General features: G+C 71.7%; 16 protein-coding genes and 2 tRNA genes. 10 read left to right on the top strand and 8 right to left on the bottom strand.

Features of this window, described 5'->3' with window-relative positions; all coding sequences use genetic code 11:
• The first annotated feature begins 279 nt into the window (after positions 1–279).
• Positions 280–777 (top strand): HNH endonuclease, encoded by a 498-nt coding sequence (locus tag PKE79_RS09980; RefSeq protein WP_271173553.1) that lies wholly within the window; start codon positions 280–282, stop codon positions 775–777.
• Between the two features lie 5 nt (positions 778–782).
• Here the strand turns inward: PKE79_RS09980 and PKE79_RS09975 are convergent.
• The 4 genes from PKE79_RS09975 to PKE79_RS09960 form a co-directional block, all read right to left on the bottom strand.
• Positions 783–855 (bottom strand) — tRNA-Arg (locus tag PKE79_RS09975).
• 76 nt (positions 856–931) lie between these two features.
• The gene (locus PKE79_RS09970; protein WP_271173552.1) at positions 932–1,213 is read right to left on the bottom strand and encodes a Fe-S cluster assembly protein HesB; all 282 of its coding nucleotides are present in this window, start codon (positions 1,211–1,213) and stop codon (positions 932–934) included.
• Between the two features lie 132 nt (positions 1,214–1,345).
• Entirely contained in the window at positions 1,346–1,699 is a 354-nt protein-coding gene (locus PKE79_RS09965; protein ID WP_271173551.1) for a histone-like nucleoid-structuring protein Lsr2, read from the bottom strand.
• A 60-nt stretch (positions 1,700–1,759) separates the two neighbouring features.
• Entirely contained in the window at positions 1,760–2,626 is an 867-nt protein-coding gene (locus PKE79_RS09960) for a LuxR C-terminal-related transcriptional regulator (protein ID WP_271173550.1), read from the bottom strand.
• 133 nt (positions 2,627–2,759) lie between these two features.
• Between PKE79_RS09960 and PKE79_RS09955 the strand changes: the two genes are divergently transcribed.
• Positions 2,760–3,110, top strand: a complete 351-nt coding sequence (locus PKE79_RS09955; RefSeq protein WP_271173549.1) for a DUF485 domain-containing protein — start codon at positions 2,760–2,762, stop codon at positions 3,108–3,110.
• Positions 3,107–4,714, top strand: coding sequence for a monocarboxylic acid transporter (locus PKE79_RS09950; protein WP_271173548.1), 1,608 nt, complete (start codon positions 3,107–3,109; stop codon positions 4,712–4,714). Before PKE79_RS09955 ends, PKE79_RS09950 begins: the two co-directional genes overlap by 4 nt.
• A gap of 82 nt (positions 4,715–4,796) precedes the next feature.
• Here the strand turns inward: PKE79_RS09950 and PKE79_RS09945 are convergent, their stop codons facing one another.
• Positions 4,797–5,309, bottom strand: coding sequence for a methylated-DNA--[protein]-cysteine S-methyltransferase (locus PKE79_RS09945; RefSeq protein WP_271173547.1), 513 nt, complete (start codon positions 5,307–5,309; stop codon positions 4,797–4,799).
• A gap of 168 nt (positions 5,310–5,477) precedes the next feature.
• Between PKE79_RS09945 and PKE79_RS09940 the strand changes: the two genes are divergently transcribed.
• Together PKE79_RS09940 and PKE79_RS09935 are read left to right on the top strand one after the other, a co-directional pair.
• A complete protein-coding gene (locus tag PKE79_RS09940; protein ID WP_374727775.1) occupies positions 5,478–9,167 on the top strand; it encodes an AAA family ATPase in 3,690 nt (1,229 codons plus the stop codon).
• The gene (locus PKE79_RS09935) at positions 9,167–9,370 is read left to right on the top strand and encodes a hypothetical protein (RefSeq protein WP_271173545.1); all 204 of its coding nucleotides are present in this window, start codon (positions 9,167–9,169) and stop codon (positions 9,368–9,370) included. Before PKE79_RS09940 ends, PKE79_RS09935 begins: the two co-directional genes overlap by 1 nt.
• A 73-nt stretch (positions 9,371–9,443) precedes the next feature.
• Here PKE79_RS09935 and mscL read toward each other — a convergent pair whose 3' ends face one another.
• The 3 genes from mscL to PKE79_RS09920 are packed head-to-tail and all read right to left on the bottom strand — an operon-like array spanning position 9,444 to position 10,795.
• Positions 9,444–9,848, bottom strand: a complete 405-nt coding sequence (gene mscL, locus PKE79_RS09930; protein ID WP_271173544.1) for a large conductance mechanosensitive channel protein MscL — start codon at positions 9,846–9,848, stop codon at positions 9,444–9,446.
• A 55-nt stretch (positions 9,849–9,903) separates the two neighbouring features.
• Positions 9,904–10,176 (bottom strand): FmdB family zinc ribbon protein, encoded by a 273-nt coding sequence (locus PKE79_RS09925; RefSeq protein WP_271173543.1) that lies wholly within the window; start codon positions 10,174–10,176, stop codon positions 9,904–9,906.
• A 31-nt stretch (positions 10,177–10,207) separates the two neighbouring features.
• A complete protein-coding gene (locus tag PKE79_RS09920) occupies positions 10,208–10,795 on the bottom strand; it encodes a 5-formyltetrahydrofolate cyclo-ligase (RefSeq protein WP_271173542.1) in 588 nt (195 codons plus the stop codon).
• Between the two features lie 77 nt (positions 10,796–10,872).
• Here PKE79_RS09920 and galU point away from each other — a divergent pair, with 77 nt between their 5' ends.
• From galU to PKE79_RS09895, 5 genes are all read left to right on the top strand, one after another.
• A complete protein-coding gene (gene galU / locus PKE79_RS09915; protein WP_271173541.1) occupies positions 10,873–11,760 on the top strand; it encodes a UTP--glucose-1-phosphate uridylyltransferase GalU in 888 nt (295 codons plus the stop codon).
• A 34-nt stretch (positions 11,761–11,794) separates the two neighbouring features.
• Positions 11,795–12,424, top strand: coding sequence for a GNAT family N-acetyltransferase (locus PKE79_RS09910; protein ID WP_271173540.1), 630 nt, complete (start codon positions 11,795–11,797; stop codon positions 12,422–12,424).
• A 66-nt stretch (positions 12,425–12,490) separates the two neighbouring features.
• Complete coding sequence (locus PKE79_RS09905; protein ID WP_271173539.1) at positions 12,491–13,495, top strand: large exoprotein; 1,005 nt, start codon at positions 12,491–12,493, stop codon at positions 13,493–13,495.
• Between the two features lie 89 nt (positions 13,496–13,584).
• Entirely contained in the window at positions 13,585–14,187 is a 603-nt protein-coding gene (locus tag PKE79_RS09900) for an SGNH/GDSL hydrolase family protein (RefSeq protein WP_271173538.1), read from the top strand.
• Between the two features lie 55 nt (positions 14,188–14,242).
• Positions 14,243–14,315 (top strand) — tRNA-Ala (locus PKE79_RS09895).
• Positions 14,316–14,732: the final 417 nt, after the last annotated feature.

Here is a 14,732-nt window from a genome sequence, read left to right as displayed (position 1 = left end):
TTCGCCCTCGACACGCCCGGGGTGCGCTAGCCTGACCCTGTCGCCGAGAGAGGCGGAGGGAGCCGATGGAACGAATACCTCGCATCCGCACCACGGATGCGCTCGGGCGTTACGTCCTCCGGCATCGTGTGCACACGGGCCGCGGAGCAGCCGCGGTCTCTCCAGGGCGCTGTCCATGAGACAGCGCCCTTTTTCGTGCCCGCGCACGCCCGCCGTCGATCGGAGCGGTCGCAGTTCGAATGCCCGGAAGCCGTCCGGGTCGTATCGAAGGGATCGAGTATGCGAACACTGGTGCTGAATGCGGGATACGAGCCCCTCGCGGTCGTCTCGTTCAAGAGAGCCCTCGTCCTCGTCATGAACGAGAAGGCGACCGTCATCGAGCACGTCGAGGGGGAGCCCGTGTGGGGCACGAGATCGGTGTTCGACCGGCCCGCCGTCATCGTCCTCACCCGCTACGTGCGCGTGCCCACGGCGCGTCGGACGCCGGTGACGCGTCGCGGCGTGCTGCGCAGGGACGGCTTCCGCTGCGGGTACTGCGGAGCCTCGGCCTCGACGATCGACCACATCCTCCCGCGCTCGCGCGGGGGACGGGACACGTGGGAGAACCTCGTGGCGTGCTGCCTGCGGTGCAACAACGTCAAGAGCGACCGGACTCCGCAGGAGATGGGCTGGGAGCTCCGCTTCGCGCCGGGCGCGCCGCGCAGCACGTCCTGGACGGTGCGCGGGGCCGAGCGCGCGGATCCGCGCTGGGAGCCGTACCTCGCGCTCGCGGCGTGAGACGGTGCCCCCGACTGGACTCGAACCAGCGACGCACGGTTTAGGAAACCGACGCTCTATCCACTGAGCTACGGGGGCGTCCGCACCAGCTTATCGGCAGTGCGGACAGGACACGGCGCCGCCCGGGATTCCAGGGCGGCGCCGTGCGACGCTCTCAGGCCTGGACGGCCAGCGCGAAGCGCACGCCGTCGGGCGTCACCTCGGCGTCGAGCACCTTGTCGTCGAGCTCGACGGCCGCCTCCTGGGGGAGGAAGACGCGAACCGGACCGCTCTCCACCACGGCGTCGGCGGCCTCAGGCGAGGGCGCGAGCGTGAGCGTGTACCCCTGCGGGGAAGAGCTCGAGCCGTCGATGCGCAGGCCCGCGGTGGCGGGATCCGGCGACTGGTCGACGATCGTTCGGACGGCGGTCTGGGCGTTCTCGGTGAGTGTGAGCATTCGGCTCTCCTTCCGTCGGGCCAGCCACGATTCCGAGAACGCCGCCGGGATGCAACCCCCGGACGCGACACGGCGCCGATTCACACGGGATGCACATGTGCATCCCGTGAATCGGCGCCGCGACGTGCGGGTTCAGTGAGCCGCTTCGTAGGCCTCGAGCACGGCAGCGGGGACGCGCCCGCGCTCGGAGACGGAATAGCCGTTCTCCTTCGCCCACGCTCGAACCGGTCCGTAATCGGTCTGGCCGGAGCGCCGGCGGGTCACGCGCGATGCGCTCGAATTCGTCGAGCCGGATCCGCTTCCGACGCGGCGGCCGGCTGAGATGTAGCGCTCGAACTGCGCGCGGAATTCCGCCGCGTTGTCGGCGGAGAGGTCGATCTCGTAGCTCTTTCCGTCAAGGGCGAAGAGGACGGTCTCGCCTTCTCCGGGCTCGAGAACGGTGTCGTCGAGGTCGTCAACAAGCTGGTGGATGATCTTTCGGGCCATATCTCGAATGTAGCGTCAGAAGGCGCCAATTCGAGCACAATTCGCGTCTGCCCGGGGATATCAGGGCAGAATACCGGCGCGACGCGCTTTCGCGACCGCGGCCAAACGCGTCGAGGCGTCGAGTTTCGACATCGCGGCGCCGAGATAGGCCTTCACCGTTCCCTCGCGAAGACCCAGCTGAGCGGCGATCTCGGCATTCGTCGCGCCGAGAGCAGCGCAGGCGAGCACGTCGACCTCGCGCGGCGAGAGGTGCACGGTCGGCTCGGCCGCCGGACGCTGTGCCGACACGGCCACGCCGGAGAGCGCGGCGAGCCGACGCTCGACCTCCTCGAGACGGGATCGGATGGCGCCGTCATCGACGGCGGCCGCGATGCGCCGCAGCTCGGCGTAGGTCTCCCGCAGCTCCTCCTGGTGCGCGGGCGGGAGCACGGCCGTCGACTCCGCGGCCGCCTCCCGTCGCCGCCGCGACGCGTCGAGCGCGGCGATCTGGCTCGCGAGCCGGTCGGCGACCTCGACGGCGGGAGCCGCGGCGACCCCGCCGACGTTCCACTGGCCCCAGGCGGCGCCGTAGAGCACGCCTCGTGCGCGCCCCTGGACGATGACGGGCACGGCGAGGAGGGTGCCGATGCCCTCGCCGAGGATGTACGGGTCGTAGTCGTGCGTGATCTGCTTCGCCGTGCGGTAGTCGCTCGCGAAGCGGGGGCGCAACTCCATGATGGCGCGGCCGCCGAGGCCGCGCTCGGGGCGCACCGCGAGCCCGTCGAGCGCCGACGTCCGCGTGCCGTGGAAGGCCGACATCGCGACGCGGCCGTCCTCCAGGAGTCCGCCGAACGCGACCGGGAAGCGCGTGCGCCGAGCGAGCTCGTCGACGGCGCCCGCGACGAGCCGCTGCTCATCGGCTCCGCGAGACGGCAACACTGTCTGCACCGGGGATACCTACTTTCGGGGGTGACGACCGCTCTGTCGCTTTCCGTAGCGTCGAAGATATCACCGGCGAGGTGCCGGAACACCGGCTCTGCGAACACGCAGTGCGGCAGGGACCATGCGGCAAGGAGGCCTCATGACTGACTCTCCGGGCGGCGTCGCCCCGACGACGTCGATCGACTATGCGGCGGTGGAGGATTCACCGCGTTTCCGCGAGCTGAAGCGCACCCAGCGGAGCTTCATCTTCCCGCTGGCGGCATTCTTCCTCGTCTGGTATTTCCTCTACGTCGTCCTCGCGGGCTTCTTCCCCGAGTTCATGGGGCAGAGGGTGTGGGGAGATATCACCGTCGGCCTGCTCTTCGGATTGGGCCAATTCGTCACGACATTCGCGATCACGATGGGATATGTGGCCTTCGCGAATCGCCGACTCGACCCGATCTCCGCCGAGATCCGGTCTGAACTCGAGCGGAAGGCGGCCGGCGCATGAGCGCATGGATGGCAGCGGCACCCGCGCAGATGGAGAACAACCCGATCCTCAATATCAGCGTGTTCGGCGCCTTCGTCGCGGTCACGCTGTTCATCGTCATCAGGGCGAGTCGCAACAACAAGACCGCGGCGGACTTCTACGCCGGCGGGCGCTCGTTCAGCGGGCCGCAGAACGGCTTCGCGATCGCGGGGGACTACCTCTCCGCCGCGTCGTTCCTCGGCATCGTGGGCGCGATCGCGCTGAACGGGTACGACGGCTTCCTGTACTCGATCGGCTTCCTCGTGGCGTGGCTCGTCGCGCTGCTCCTCGTCGCCGAGCTCATGCGCAACACGGGCAAGTTCACGATGGCCGACGTGCTGTCGTTCCGCCTGCGGCAGCGTCCCGTGCGGATGGCCGCGGCGATCACGACCCTCGCGGTGTGCCTGTTCTACCTCCTCGCGCAGATGTCGGGAGCGGGCGGCCTCGTGTCGCTTCTGCTCGGGGTCGGCGACCGCGTCGGCCAGTCGGTGGTCATCGCGGTCGTGGGCGTCCTCATGGTCGTCTACGTGCTCATCGGCGGGATGAAGGGCACGACCTGGGTGCAGATCGTGAAGGCCTTCCTCCTCATCGGCGGCGCCATCGCGATGGCGATCTGGGTGCTCGCGCAGCACGGGTTCGACTTCAACGGCCTCCTCGGCGCCGCGGTCGCGAACGCGTCGGCAGGCGAGGCCATCCTCGCGCCCGGCCTCCAGTACGGTGCGAAGCCGCTCGACTTCCTGTCGCTCGGGATGGCGCTCGTGCTCGGCACGGCCGGCCTGCCGCACGTGCTCATGCGCTTCTACACGGTGCCGACGGCGAAGGAGGCGCGTCGCTCAGTCGTGTGGGCGATCTGGCTCATCGGGCTGTTCTACCTGCTCACGCTCGTGCTCGGCTACGGCGCGGGAGCGCTCGTCGGCGCGGAGACGATCGCGGCCGCGCCGGGCGGCGTGAACTCGGCCGCTCCGCTGCTCGCGCAGGCGCTCGGCGGCCCCGTGCTGATGGGGTTCATCTCCGCCGTCGCGTTCGCGACGATCCTCGCGGTCGTCGCGGGCCTCACGATCACCGCCGCGACCTCGTTCGCCCACGACATCTACGCGAACGTCATCAAGAACGGGCGCGTGGAGGGCGACGGCGAGGTGCGGGTCGCCCGCATCACGGTGCTCGTGATCGGCGCGCTGGCGATCGTCGGCGGCATCGGCGTGCAGGGGCAGAACGTGGCGTTCCTCGTGGCGCTCGCGTTCGCGGTCGCGGCGTCGGCGAACCTGCCGACGATCCTCTACTCGCTGTTCTGGCGCGGCTTCACGACGCGCGGCGCGGTGTGGAGCATGTACGGCGGCCTCGGCACGGCCCTGGTGCTCATCATCTTCTCGCCCGTGTTCTCGGGCACCGAGACGAGCGTGTTCCCCGCCGCCGACTTCGCGATCTGGCCCTTGAGCAACCCGGGGATCGTCTCGATCCCGGTCGGGTTCCTCCTCGGGTGGATCGGCTCGCTGACCTCGCGCTCGGCGGAGGACCCGCGTCTCGCGGCCGAGATGGAGGTGCGCTCGCTCACCGGGTTCGGCGCCGAGAAGGCGGTCGAGCACTGAGCGGCGTGCACTGAGGCGGAAGGAGCGCCGACCCGCGGCCTACTCGCGGGTCGGCGCTCCCGTGTGCGGCGGGCGGATGGCCTCAGGCGCCGAGCGCGTCCTGCTCGAGCTCGATGAGGTGGCGCTTCAGCTCGATGTCGCCGCCGTAGCCGCCGATCGTCCCGTCGGCGCGGATGACCCGGTGCACCGGGACGATCAGCGAGTAGGGCGTCGTGCGGCAGGCCGTGCCGACCGCGCGGGCGGCGCGCGGGCGCCCCGCCATGGCGGCGACCTCGCCGTAGCTCGCCGTGGTGCCGTAGGGGATCTCGCGCACCGCCTCGAGGGCCTCTCGCGTGAAGCCCGTCGCGAGGCGCCAGTCCAGCGCGAGGTCGAAGCGCCGGCGCTCGCCCGCGAAGTAGCCCTCGAGCTGCGCGGCGAGCTCCTCGGCGGCGTCCGAGCCGTCGTCGGGAAGGAGGGCGCCGCGCAGCTCGCGGGAGACGGACTCGAGCGCCCACTCGGGCTCGGCGGCGAGACGCAGCGCGACGAGGCCCTCGTCGGAGAACGCAGAGACCGCGTCGCCGACGGGCGTGGAGAGGATCGCGTACCGGTAGGTCATGCGTCCATCCTGAAGGGGCGGACGGCCGTGCGGCGCTCGCGCGGCGCGGCCGGGAGCCGACGCGCCGATGGAGAGGGCCTGTGCACACGGCGTCGCGGGGGGCGTGCGCCCGGGTAATCCGGCGAAACTCCGCGGCACGCGGGTGACTTTGAGGCGCGTCCGCCTACCCTGACTGGTGTGCTGCCCGCTGAAGACGACGCCGTGGAGACCACGAGGCTCGTGCCCGTGACGCCCGCGGACCTCCGCGTGGCCGACCCCGACGTGTCGGTCGCGCATGTCGCGTCCTCCGAACGGGAGCAGCTGCGGTCTCTCGCCGGGGCGCTCGGCGGACGGTCGCCGCTCCTGCGCTATCGGCCGGCGCCCGAGTCGGGCATCGAGATCACGAAGGCGCATCCCGGCAGCCTCCCGCAGTTCATCACGGGACGGTCGACGCTGCTGTCGAACCTCTTCCGCGACGAGGTCGCGCTGCGCACCGCCCGCCTGGCCGCAGAGCGGATCACGGCGAAGAACCTCGAGCTGCGCACCGTGCGCGGAATCGACGCCGTGCGCCTCGCGGTCGGCCTCGCGACGTGGCGCGTCGGCGACGAGGAGTTCGTCGCGCCGGTCCTCCTGCGCCCGCTCGCCATCCGCCGCCATCACTCCGACTTCGAGCTGAAGCTCCACGGCCGGTTCGCCGTGAACCCCGAGCTCGTCCGCATCGCGCAGGACCACTTCGGGATCGACATCGACGGCGACGCGCTCGCCGAGCTCGCCTACGACGAGGGCGTGTTCAAGCCGCAGCCCGTGATCGACCGGCTGCGCAGCCTCGTCGCGCACGTCGACACCTTCAGCGTCAAGCCGCGGCTCATCGTCTCGACGTTCGCGGAGGTCGGCGAGGTCATGGCGCGCGATATGCGCGAGCTCGACCATCCGGTCCTGAACGCGCTCGCCGGCCACCCCGACGACCTCGCTGCCCTGGGCGCCCAGCGCCCGGCACCCGCCGTGCCGCACCCCGACGAGCGCGCGCCGGCATCCGACATGCTCCTGCTCGATGCGGATGCCGAGCAGGAGCGCGTGCTGGCGCGCATCACGGCCGGACAGTCTCTCGCGGTGCACACCCTGCCCGGCACGGGCGGCACGCAGACGATCATCAACGCCGTGGGCGCGCTCGTGCGCGACGGCAAGCGGGTCCTCGTCGTGAGCGCGCGCCGCTCGACCCTCGAGGGCATCCGCCATCGTCTCGCGGGCATCGGGCTCGACGCTCTCGCGGTGTCGCCGACCGACCTGCGGCGCGACCTCATCCGCGCGATCGGCCGCAACGAGAAGGCGACGCAGCCCAAGGTCTCCGACATCGACGACGCGCTCGTGCGCCTCCGCTCGGTGCTGCGCGACTACCGCCACGCGCTCACGCGCGTGCACGACGGGCTCGGCATCTCGGTGCTCGAGGCGACGCGCACCCTCACGCGGCTCGCGGCCCTGCCGACCCCGCCGTCGACATCCGCCCGCCTCGGCATCCGGGCCCTCGAGCAGCTCGCGGGCGACCGCTCGAAGGCCGCATCGACCCTGGCGCTCGCCGCGCGCCTCGGCGAGTTCCGCGTGGGCCCCGATGACTCGCCGTGGTACGGCGTCTCCTTCTCGTCGACCGACGACGCCCGTGCGGCGCATCGGATGGCCGGCAAGCTGCACCGCACGAGCGTGCCGAACCTCCTCGAGCGCGGATACGAGCTCATCTCGCAGACGCGGATGCGCCCGTTCACGACGATCGACGAGCTGGGGGAGTACCTGCGGCTCCTGCACGGGATCCGCGACTCGCTCGACCGGTTCACGCCGTCGGTGTTCGAGCGCCCGCTCGGCGACATGATCAAGGCCTTCGGCCCGCGGCGGGAGTCGGGCCTGCCCGGCGCGCAGCGCCGGCGCCTCAAGCGCCTCTCGAAGGAGTACCTGCGCCCCGGTGTGCACGTGACCGACATGCATGCCGCGCTGTCGCGGATCCAGCATCAGCGTCAGCAGTGGCAGCAGCTCGTCGACGTCGGGACGATCCCCGAGCTGCCGCTCGGACTCGCCGACGTGCAGGTCGAGTGGCAGCGCGTGGAGGCCGAGCTGAGCGAGCTCGACGCGGCCCTCGGGCGCGGGTCGCGGCTCGCATCGATGCCCGTGGAGCGTCTCGTGCGCACGCTCGCCGGGCTCGCCGCCGACTCCGACGTGTTCGACAACATCGTCGAGCGCGCCGAGCTGCGCGCCGAGCTGTCGCGCCTCGGCCTCGAGCCGCTCCTGACCGAGCTGTCGGTCCGCCATGTCGACGAGGAGCGCGTGGGCGAGGAGCTCGAGTTCGCGTGGTGGCAGTCGGCCCTCGAGCACCTTCTGCAGAGCGACCGCGCGCTGCTGGGCGCCAACACATCGGTCGTCGACCGGCTCGAGCGCGACTTCCGTCTCGTCGACGAGGCGCACGCCGCGGCATCCGGCCCGCTGCTCGCCTGGCAGCTCGCGACGCAGTGGAAGATCGGCATCGTCGACGAGCCGGGCGAGGCGGAGGCGCTCAAGCGCTCCCTCACGCGCGGCGACGTGAGCGCCGAGGCGCTCGCCTCGATCGCGCCGACCCTGTCGCGCGTCATCGCGCCGGTCTGGATCGCGTCGCCCTACGACGTGCCCCTCATCCCCGACGCGCCGGGCTTCGACGTCGTGCTCATCGCCGACTCCGGGGCGATCGGCCTCGCGGAGGCGGCCCCGGCCATCCGCCGCGCACGGCAGGTCGTCGCCTTCGGCGATCCTGTGACGCAGCGGCCCCTGCCCTTCTCCGTCGCGGTGCTCGAGAGCCCTCCCGCGGGCGGCGAGCAGGCCAGTGCGTTCGAGCGCCTCGCCGACGTGCTCCCGGTCGAGACCCTGACCCGCAGCTACCGGGCGGGCGGCGAGGACCTCGCCGAGCTCGTGAACGACGCGTTCTACGGCGGCGAGATCGTGTCGCTGCCCTGGGCCGGGTCGTATCTCGGCCGCGGCAGCCTGTCGGTCGACTACGTCGAGGGCGGCTACGGCGCGCCCGACCCGGAGAGCGGCGCCGTCGAGAGCCCCGATGCCGAGGTCCAGCGCGTCGTGACGCTCGTCGTCGAGCACGCCGTGAACCGCCCGCACGAGTCGCTCATGGTGATCACCGCGAGCCGTCGGCACGCCGAGCGCATCCGCTCCGCCGTGACGACCGCGTTCGCGGGCCGCTCGGATGTCGCGGACTTCGTCGCGCGCGACACGACCGAGCCGCTCACGGTGCTCACGCTCGAGGAGTCGGTCGCCGAGAGCCGCGACCGCGTGATCTTCTCGCTCGGGTACGGCGTGACCAAGCACGGCCGCGTGCTGAGCGACTTCGGCGACCTCTCCACGCCGGACGGCGAGAGGCTCCTGACCGTCGGCATGACCCGCGCGCGGCGCTCGATGGTGATCGTGTCGTCGATCCGCCCCGCGGCCGACGACGGCCGCCTCGAGCACGGCGCGGCCATCCTCATGGGCATCCTCGCGAGCATCGACGGGCGAGGCCGCGAGGCGCGGCGCGAGGACGACGCGGATCCGCTCACGCGCGTGCTCGCGCGCGAGCTGCGCCGACTGGGCGTCGCCGTCGACGTGGACTACCACGGGATGCTCCCGCTCGTCGCGCAGCGCAGCGGCAAGGCCGTCGTCGTGGAGAGCGACCCCGAATCGCAGGACGCGTCGCTGCGCGAGTCGCTGCGGCTGCGCCCGCACGCCCTGCGGCGGCTCGGCTGGCACTACGTCCGCGTGCACGCCTTCGACCTCTACAGCGACCCTGCCGCGGTCGCCGAGCGCATCGCGGCCGTGCTGGGCGTCTCCGCCGACACGCCGCGCGTCGACCCGGACACCGAGCCGCTCGCCTTCTGATGCCGGAGGAGCCTCGTCAGCGGGTCGAGCGCGTCGCCGGCGCGCGTCGAGCCCGTCTCACGCGCGTGGAGGGCACGCTCGCCGACGCGGATGCGGAGGCGACCCTGCGCGACGCGGACGCGGACGCGGGCGCTCGCCCCGCTGCGGGGGAGAAGGGCCCGAACGACGAGCGGCTCCGGAGGGATCGTCCGCCGCACTGGTGACACGGCCATCCGCCCCTCAGACGGAGAAGGGCGCCTCCCGAACGGGAGGCGCCCTTCGTCAGATGCGCGCGGGTCAGCGGGAGCTCTGCTTCGCGAGCAGGTCGCGGATCTCCGCGAGGAGCTCCTCCTGCGTGGGAGCGGGGACGTCCTCGGTGACGCCGAGCTTGGCCTTGCGGCGCTCGGCGAGCTTGTTCATCGGCAGCACGAGCGCGAAGTACACGACGGCGGCCACCGCGAGGAAGTTGATGATCGCCGAGATGATGCCGCCGATGCCGAGGTTCGCCGTGGCGAAGAGGCCCGGGATCGGGATGACCCAGCTGGCGAGGTCGCCCGAGGGCACGAAGGCGCCGATGAGCGGGTTGACGAGGTTGTCGACGACGGCCGTGACGATCGCGGCGAACGCGGCGCCGATGATGACCGCGACCGCGAGGTCGATGACGTTGCCGCGGGAGATGAACTCCTTGAAGCCCTGGATCATGGTGGTGGTTCCCCCATCTGCCGACGACGCCGGCGAGAAGTCGAACCGCGGGGCGTCAGGCGCCGGCCGCGGCGGGAGCGGAGGCTCCCGACCCCGATGATGGCGCAGACGAGGGCGCGGATCCAGCACCCGCGCCGGAGGAGGACGCAGTATTCCGCGAGTCCGTGCGGTAGAAGCCGGCGCCGTTGAACGTCACGCCGATCGAGCCGTACTGCTTGCGCAGCTCGCCCCCGCACTCGGGGCACTCGGTGAGCGAAGGGTCGCTGAAGGCCTGGACGGCGTCGAACCGGTGGCCACAGGACTTGCAGGCGTAGGCGTATGTGGGCATGGGTCCTCGTTCGGATGATGGAGCGGAGTCGTCAGCCGCGGAACGCGACGGTGCGCGTCGGGGTCACGACGCCGTCGACGGACTGATCATGGAGATCGCGCGGAACGCGATCGACCAACTCGGAATCATAGATCACCGCGTATACGGGCGGCCTGTGCGCCATCGAGCCGAGCGTCTTGTCGTAGAAGCCCCGGCCCCAGCCCATCCGGAGCCCCTCGCCGTCCACGGCCGACGCGGGCACGACGAGGAGGTCGACGTCGTTGACCGCGATCGGCCCGAGCACCTCGCCGACGGCCTCGGGAACGCCGTACGCGCTCTCGATCTCGTCGCCGTCCGCGCTCGCGGCCGTCCAGTCCAGGAGGCCGTCTGCACGCGTGATCGGCAGCAGCACGCGGAGGCCGCGCTCGAGGGCGGAGCGGATGAACGGGCGCGTGTCCGGCTCGGTCGGGCCCGACAGGTAGCAGGACAGGGAGCGCGCGCCCAGACGCGCGACGAGCGCGTCGAGCTCGCGGTGGATGCCCTCTCCCGCCGCCTCGCGCTGCGCGGGCGAGAGCAGCTGGCGGCGCTCGCGGATCTCCGCGCGCAGGGCGCGCTTGGCCTGATCGAGCTCTCCGGGCATGTCCCGATCCTAGGAGACGCGCCCCGTGTCGCAGGGCGATCACAGGCGGATAACGGGGCATCGCCTAGGCTGTCAGCATGGATTCACCGAAGATCAAGGCGGTCATCCCCGCCGCCGGGCTGGGCACGCGCTTCCTTCCGGCGACGAAGGCCACGCCCAAGGAGATGCTGCCGGTCGTCGACAAGCCGGCGATCCAGTACGTCGTCGAAGAGGCTGTCGCCGCCGGCATCCGCGATGTGCTGATGATCATCGGGCGCAACAAGAACGCGCTCGCGAACCACTTCGACTCGGTGCCCGAGCTCGAGCGCAACCTCGAGAAGAAGGGCGACACCGGCCGTCTCGAGCGCGTCCAGGCGTCCAGCGACCTCGCCGACATCCACTTCGTCCGCCAGGGCGACCCCAAGGGCCTCGGTCACGCGGTGCTGCGCGCCCAGGCTCACGTGGGCGACTCGCCGTTCGCCGTCCTCCTGGGCGACGACCTCATCGACGAGCGCGACGAGCTGCTCACGACGATGATCGACGAGCAGGCCAAGCGCGGCGCGCAGGTCATCGCCCTCATGGAGGTCGACCCCGACCAGATCCACATGTACGGCTGCGCCGACGTCGAGCCGACCGACACCGAGGGCGTCGTCCGCGTGAAGGGCCTCGTCGAGAAGCCCGCCAAGGAGGACGCGCCGTCGAACCTCGCGATCATCGGCCGCTACGTGCTGACCCCCGCGATCTTCGATGTGCTCGAGCGCACGGAGCCCGGCAAGGGCGGCGAGATCCAGCTGACCGACGCGCTGCAGGAGGTCGCGGCCGACGAAGCGGGCCCCGGGGTCTACGGCGTCATCTTCCGCGGGCGCCGCTACGACACGGGCGACCGCCTCGACTACATCAAGGCCATCGTCCAGCTCGCCGCGGACCGCGCCGACCTCGGCCCGGACCTGCGACCCTGGTTCAAGGAGTTCGCGACCACTCTCTGAGCCCGGTCGCCCGAGACATCTGCCGAGGAGTCGGATGGATACCCAGGCGTGGCGTGAGCACGGCGCGGTGTCCATCCGACTCGTGCGTCCGCGGGACGCGCGCACGCTCCAGCAGGAGCTGCTCGCGAACCGATCGTGGCTGCGCCCGTGGGAGGCCACGAACCCCGACGGCGCCATCTCCTTCGACATGCGCGCCGGCATCCGGCGCCTGCTGCAGCAGTACCGCGACGGCGTCGGCGTGCCCCTCGTCATGGAGTACGAGGGCGTCATCTGCGGTCAGCTCAACGTGTGGGGGATCGCCCGCGGCTCCCTCTCGTCCGCGACGATCGGCTACTGGGTGAGTGAGCGCTTCGCGGGCCGCGGCATCACCCCGACAGCCGTCGCGCTCGCGACCGACCTCTGCTTCACCGATCTCCGTCTGCATCGCATGGAGATCTGCATCCGGCCCGAGAACGTGCCGAGCCTGCGCGTGGTCCAGAAGCTCGGATTCCGGTACGAGGGGCTGCGCCGTCGGTACATCCACATCGACGGCGACTGGCGCGACCACTACGCCTTCGCGCTCGTCCGCGAGGAGGTGCCGGAAGGCGTCCTCGCCCGGTGGGTCAGCGGTCGCGCGCCCACCGACGCCGCGGCCATCCCGCCGAGCGACACACTCGCCTCCTGACCGCTCCGCGCGCGACACGCGGGCGCGAGCGCGGGCGGCGCACCGTCGTCGCCTACCTTTGTCTTCATGGGCGGGCAGATGCTGGGCGGCGGCGTGATCATCGCGGTCGCCGTGCTGCTCTGGATCGTCTACCTCCTCCCGACCTGGCAGGCGCGCATGCGCTACAACGCCGCCGAGCGCAACGCGGTCCGGCTCAACCAGGCTCTGCGCGTGCTCGCGGAGACGAGCGAGACACCCGACGAGATCCGCGTCGAGCTGAGCGCGCGCGAGGCACGTGCGCAGGAGAAGCTCGTGCGCCAGCTGCGCGCCGAGGACGAGCGGCTGCGCGCCGAGCGCGACCGCCTCGAGCTCGAGCGCAAGCGGATGGAGGTGCAGGCGCGCCTCGAGCGCGAGCGCGACGAGGCCGCGGCCGGTCGCGAACGCCGGCGCCGTGAGCTGGAGCTCGAGGCGGAGCGCCGCCGACGGGAGCTCGACGCCGCGCGCCGCGCTCCCGAGGTGCTCCGCGCGCGCCAGGCGCGCGCCCGTCGCGCCGTGCGGATGGCCGCCACCGTCGTCCTGCTCGCTGGCCTCGCGGCCATCGCCGTCGGCGTCGCGGCCCTCGCGCAGGGCGGAGCCGGGTGGTGGCTGGCGGGCGGTGCCGTCGCGACGCTCGTGGCGCTGCAGACGCTGAATCGGATGGCCGCGGTCGCGCGTCGCGCGAAGCGCCCGGCGGCCCCGGCGGCTGCGCCGATCGCCGAGGCGGCCCCGGTGGTCCGCCTGGCCGCGCCCGCGCTCATGGACCCCGAGGACCGCGGCTGGACGCCGCGCTCGCTCCCGGCGCCGCTGACGAGCGTCTCCGGCTCCCGCGCCGCGCTCGCGCTCGACGGCGCGCGCGCACACGAGGCGCTCCGCGCGGCCGCGCGCGAGGAGGCGCTGCGCACGCAGATCGCGGCCCAGACTCCCGCGCCGGTGCCGATCACGGCGGCCCGTCAGCAGCAGCCGGCGTCGCCGTATGCGCGCATGGGGTTCGTCGACGACGCCGAGATCGAGGCGCACGTGCGCGAGCTGCTCGCCCGCCGCGCGGCCGGATGACCGCAGATGTCCGATCCGGTGCGGCGACGCCCCGATCGTGAGACGCTCGCGGCGGGTCGGAGCCCGTCCGTCCCGCTCGAAGGAGAACGATGACCCGCCCCGCTCGACTCGTGTTCGTCGGAGACTCGATCACCGATGCCGGTCGCGATCGCTCGCACGCCGCCTCGCTCGGACACGGTTACGTGCACCTCATCGCCGAGGCGCTCGGCGATGAGGTGCACGTGGTGAACGTCGGGGTCGGGGGAGACCGCGCCGTCGACCTCGAGCGCCGCTGGAACGAGGACGTGGAGGCAGCCGAGCCGGACGTGCTCACCGTCTACGTCGGCGTCAACGACACCTGGCGGCGCTTCGATCGCGACGACCCCACCAGCGCCGAGGACTTCGAGGCGACCGTGCGCCGGCTGCTTGCGAGTGACGCCGCGCGCCGCGCACGGCTCATCCTCGTGGAGCCGTTCGTCCTGCCCGTGCGCGACGATCAGGAGGGGTGGCTCGACGACCTCGCGGCGAAGCGAGAGGTCATCGCGCGTCTCGCGGAGGAGCACGACGCGTCCTTCGTGCCGCTGCACCGTCTGCTCACCGAGGCCGCCCGCACCGTGGGTGCTGCCGCGCTCGCGCCTGACGGCGTCCACCCCTCTGCCGAGGGCGCCCGAAGGATCGCGGACGCATGGCTCGACGCCTGGCGACGCGCCTGACGCGCCTCGGTTTCGGCAAGCGGCTCGGGGTCTGGTAATGTATCTCGGGTTGCAAGGGCCCATGGCGCAGTTGGTAGCGCGTCTCGTTCGCAATGAGAAGGTCGGGGGTTCGAATCCCCCTGGGTCCACACTGAGTTGAGACAGTCGACAAGCCCCCGTCCATCGGACGGGGGCTTCGTCGTATCCGGCGGCCAGCACGTCGGCGCCGAGCAGGAGTCGTCGGGGCGCGGCCGTGCTGGCCGTGCTTCCGGGTTGCGACACGCCCGGGTGGTGGGTGGGTTTGCTGGGGGTGGGGGTTCGGCGTAATGTATTCCCTTGTCGCCGCCAAGCGGTGAGGTTGAGCCGGAAGGTTCCCCGCCCCAGGTCTGCGACGTACAACACAATCCCTGGTTCTGGTGAGGCTGTGGTCTTGCTGGTGCTGGGGGTGGATGGTTGCCCCGGAGGGCCGCGGCGGGAGTCGTGGGGCTGGGTGCGTCTGATCCTTGAGAACTCAACAGCGTGCACTTGTCAAATGCCAAATTATCCTCGTCCAGCTTCGGCTGGTT

It is taken from the genome of Microbacterium barkeri, from assembly GCF_027921765.1.
Classification (GTDB): Bacteria; Actinomycetota; Actinomycetes; order Actinomycetales; family Microbacteriaceae; genus Microbacterium; species Microbacterium barkeri.
This window is presented reverse-complemented; position numbering and strand designations above follow the sequence as displayed.

Coding starts and splice junctions, on each gene's coding strand:
- PKE79_RS09980 (WP_271173553.1), top strand. CDS start 280: ATGCGAACACTGGTGCTGAATGCGGGATACGAGCCCCTCGCGGTCGTC.
- PKE79_RS09945 (WP_271173547.1), bottom strand. CDS start 5,309: ATGACCTACCGGTACGCGATCCTCTCCACGCCCGTCGGCGACGCGGTC.
- PKE79_RS09955 (WP_271173549.1), top strand. CDS start 2,760: ATGACTGACTCTCCGGGCGGCGTCGCCCCGACGACGTCGATCGACTAT.
- PKE79_RS09965 (WP_271173551.1), bottom strand. CDS start 1,699: ATGGCCCGAAAGATCATCCACCAGCTTGTTGACGACCTCGACGACACC.
- galU (WP_271173541.1), top strand. CDS start 10,873: ATGGATTCACCGAAGATCAAGGCGGTCATCCCCGCCGCCGGGCTGGGC.
- PKE79_RS09910 (WP_271173540.1), top strand. CDS start 11,795: ATGGATACCCAGGCGTGGCGTGAGCACGGCGCGGTGTCCATCCGACTC.
- PKE79_RS09950 (WP_271173548.1), top strand. CDS start 3,107: ATGAGCGCATGGATGGCAGCGGCACCCGCGCAGATGGAGAACAACCCG.
- mscL (WP_271173544.1), bottom strand. CDS start 9,848: ATGATCCAGGGCTTCAAGGAGTTCATCTCCCGCGGCAACGTCATCGAC.
- PKE79_RS09900 (WP_271173538.1), top strand. CDS start 13,585: ATGACCCGCCCCGCTCGACTCGTGTTCGTCGGAGACTCGATCACCGAT.
- PKE79_RS09905 (WP_271173539.1), top strand. CDS start 12,491: ATGGGCGGGCAGATGCTGGGCGGCGGCGTGATCATCGCGGTCGCCGTG.
- PKE79_RS09970 (WP_271173552.1), bottom strand. CDS start 1,213: ATGCTCACACTCACCGAGAACGCCCAGACCGCCGTCCGAACGATCGTC.
- PKE79_RS09920 (WP_271173542.1), bottom strand. CDS start 10,795: ATGCCCGGAGAGCTCGATCAGGCCAAGCGCGCCCTGCGCGCGGAGATC.
- PKE79_RS09935 (WP_271173545.1), top strand. CDS start 9,167: ATGCCGGAGGAGCCTCGTCAGCGGGTCGAGCGCGTCGCCGGCGCGCGT.
- PKE79_RS09925 (WP_271173543.1), bottom strand. CDS start 10,176: ATGCCCACATACGCCTACGCCTGCAAGTCCTGTGGCCACCGGTTCGAC.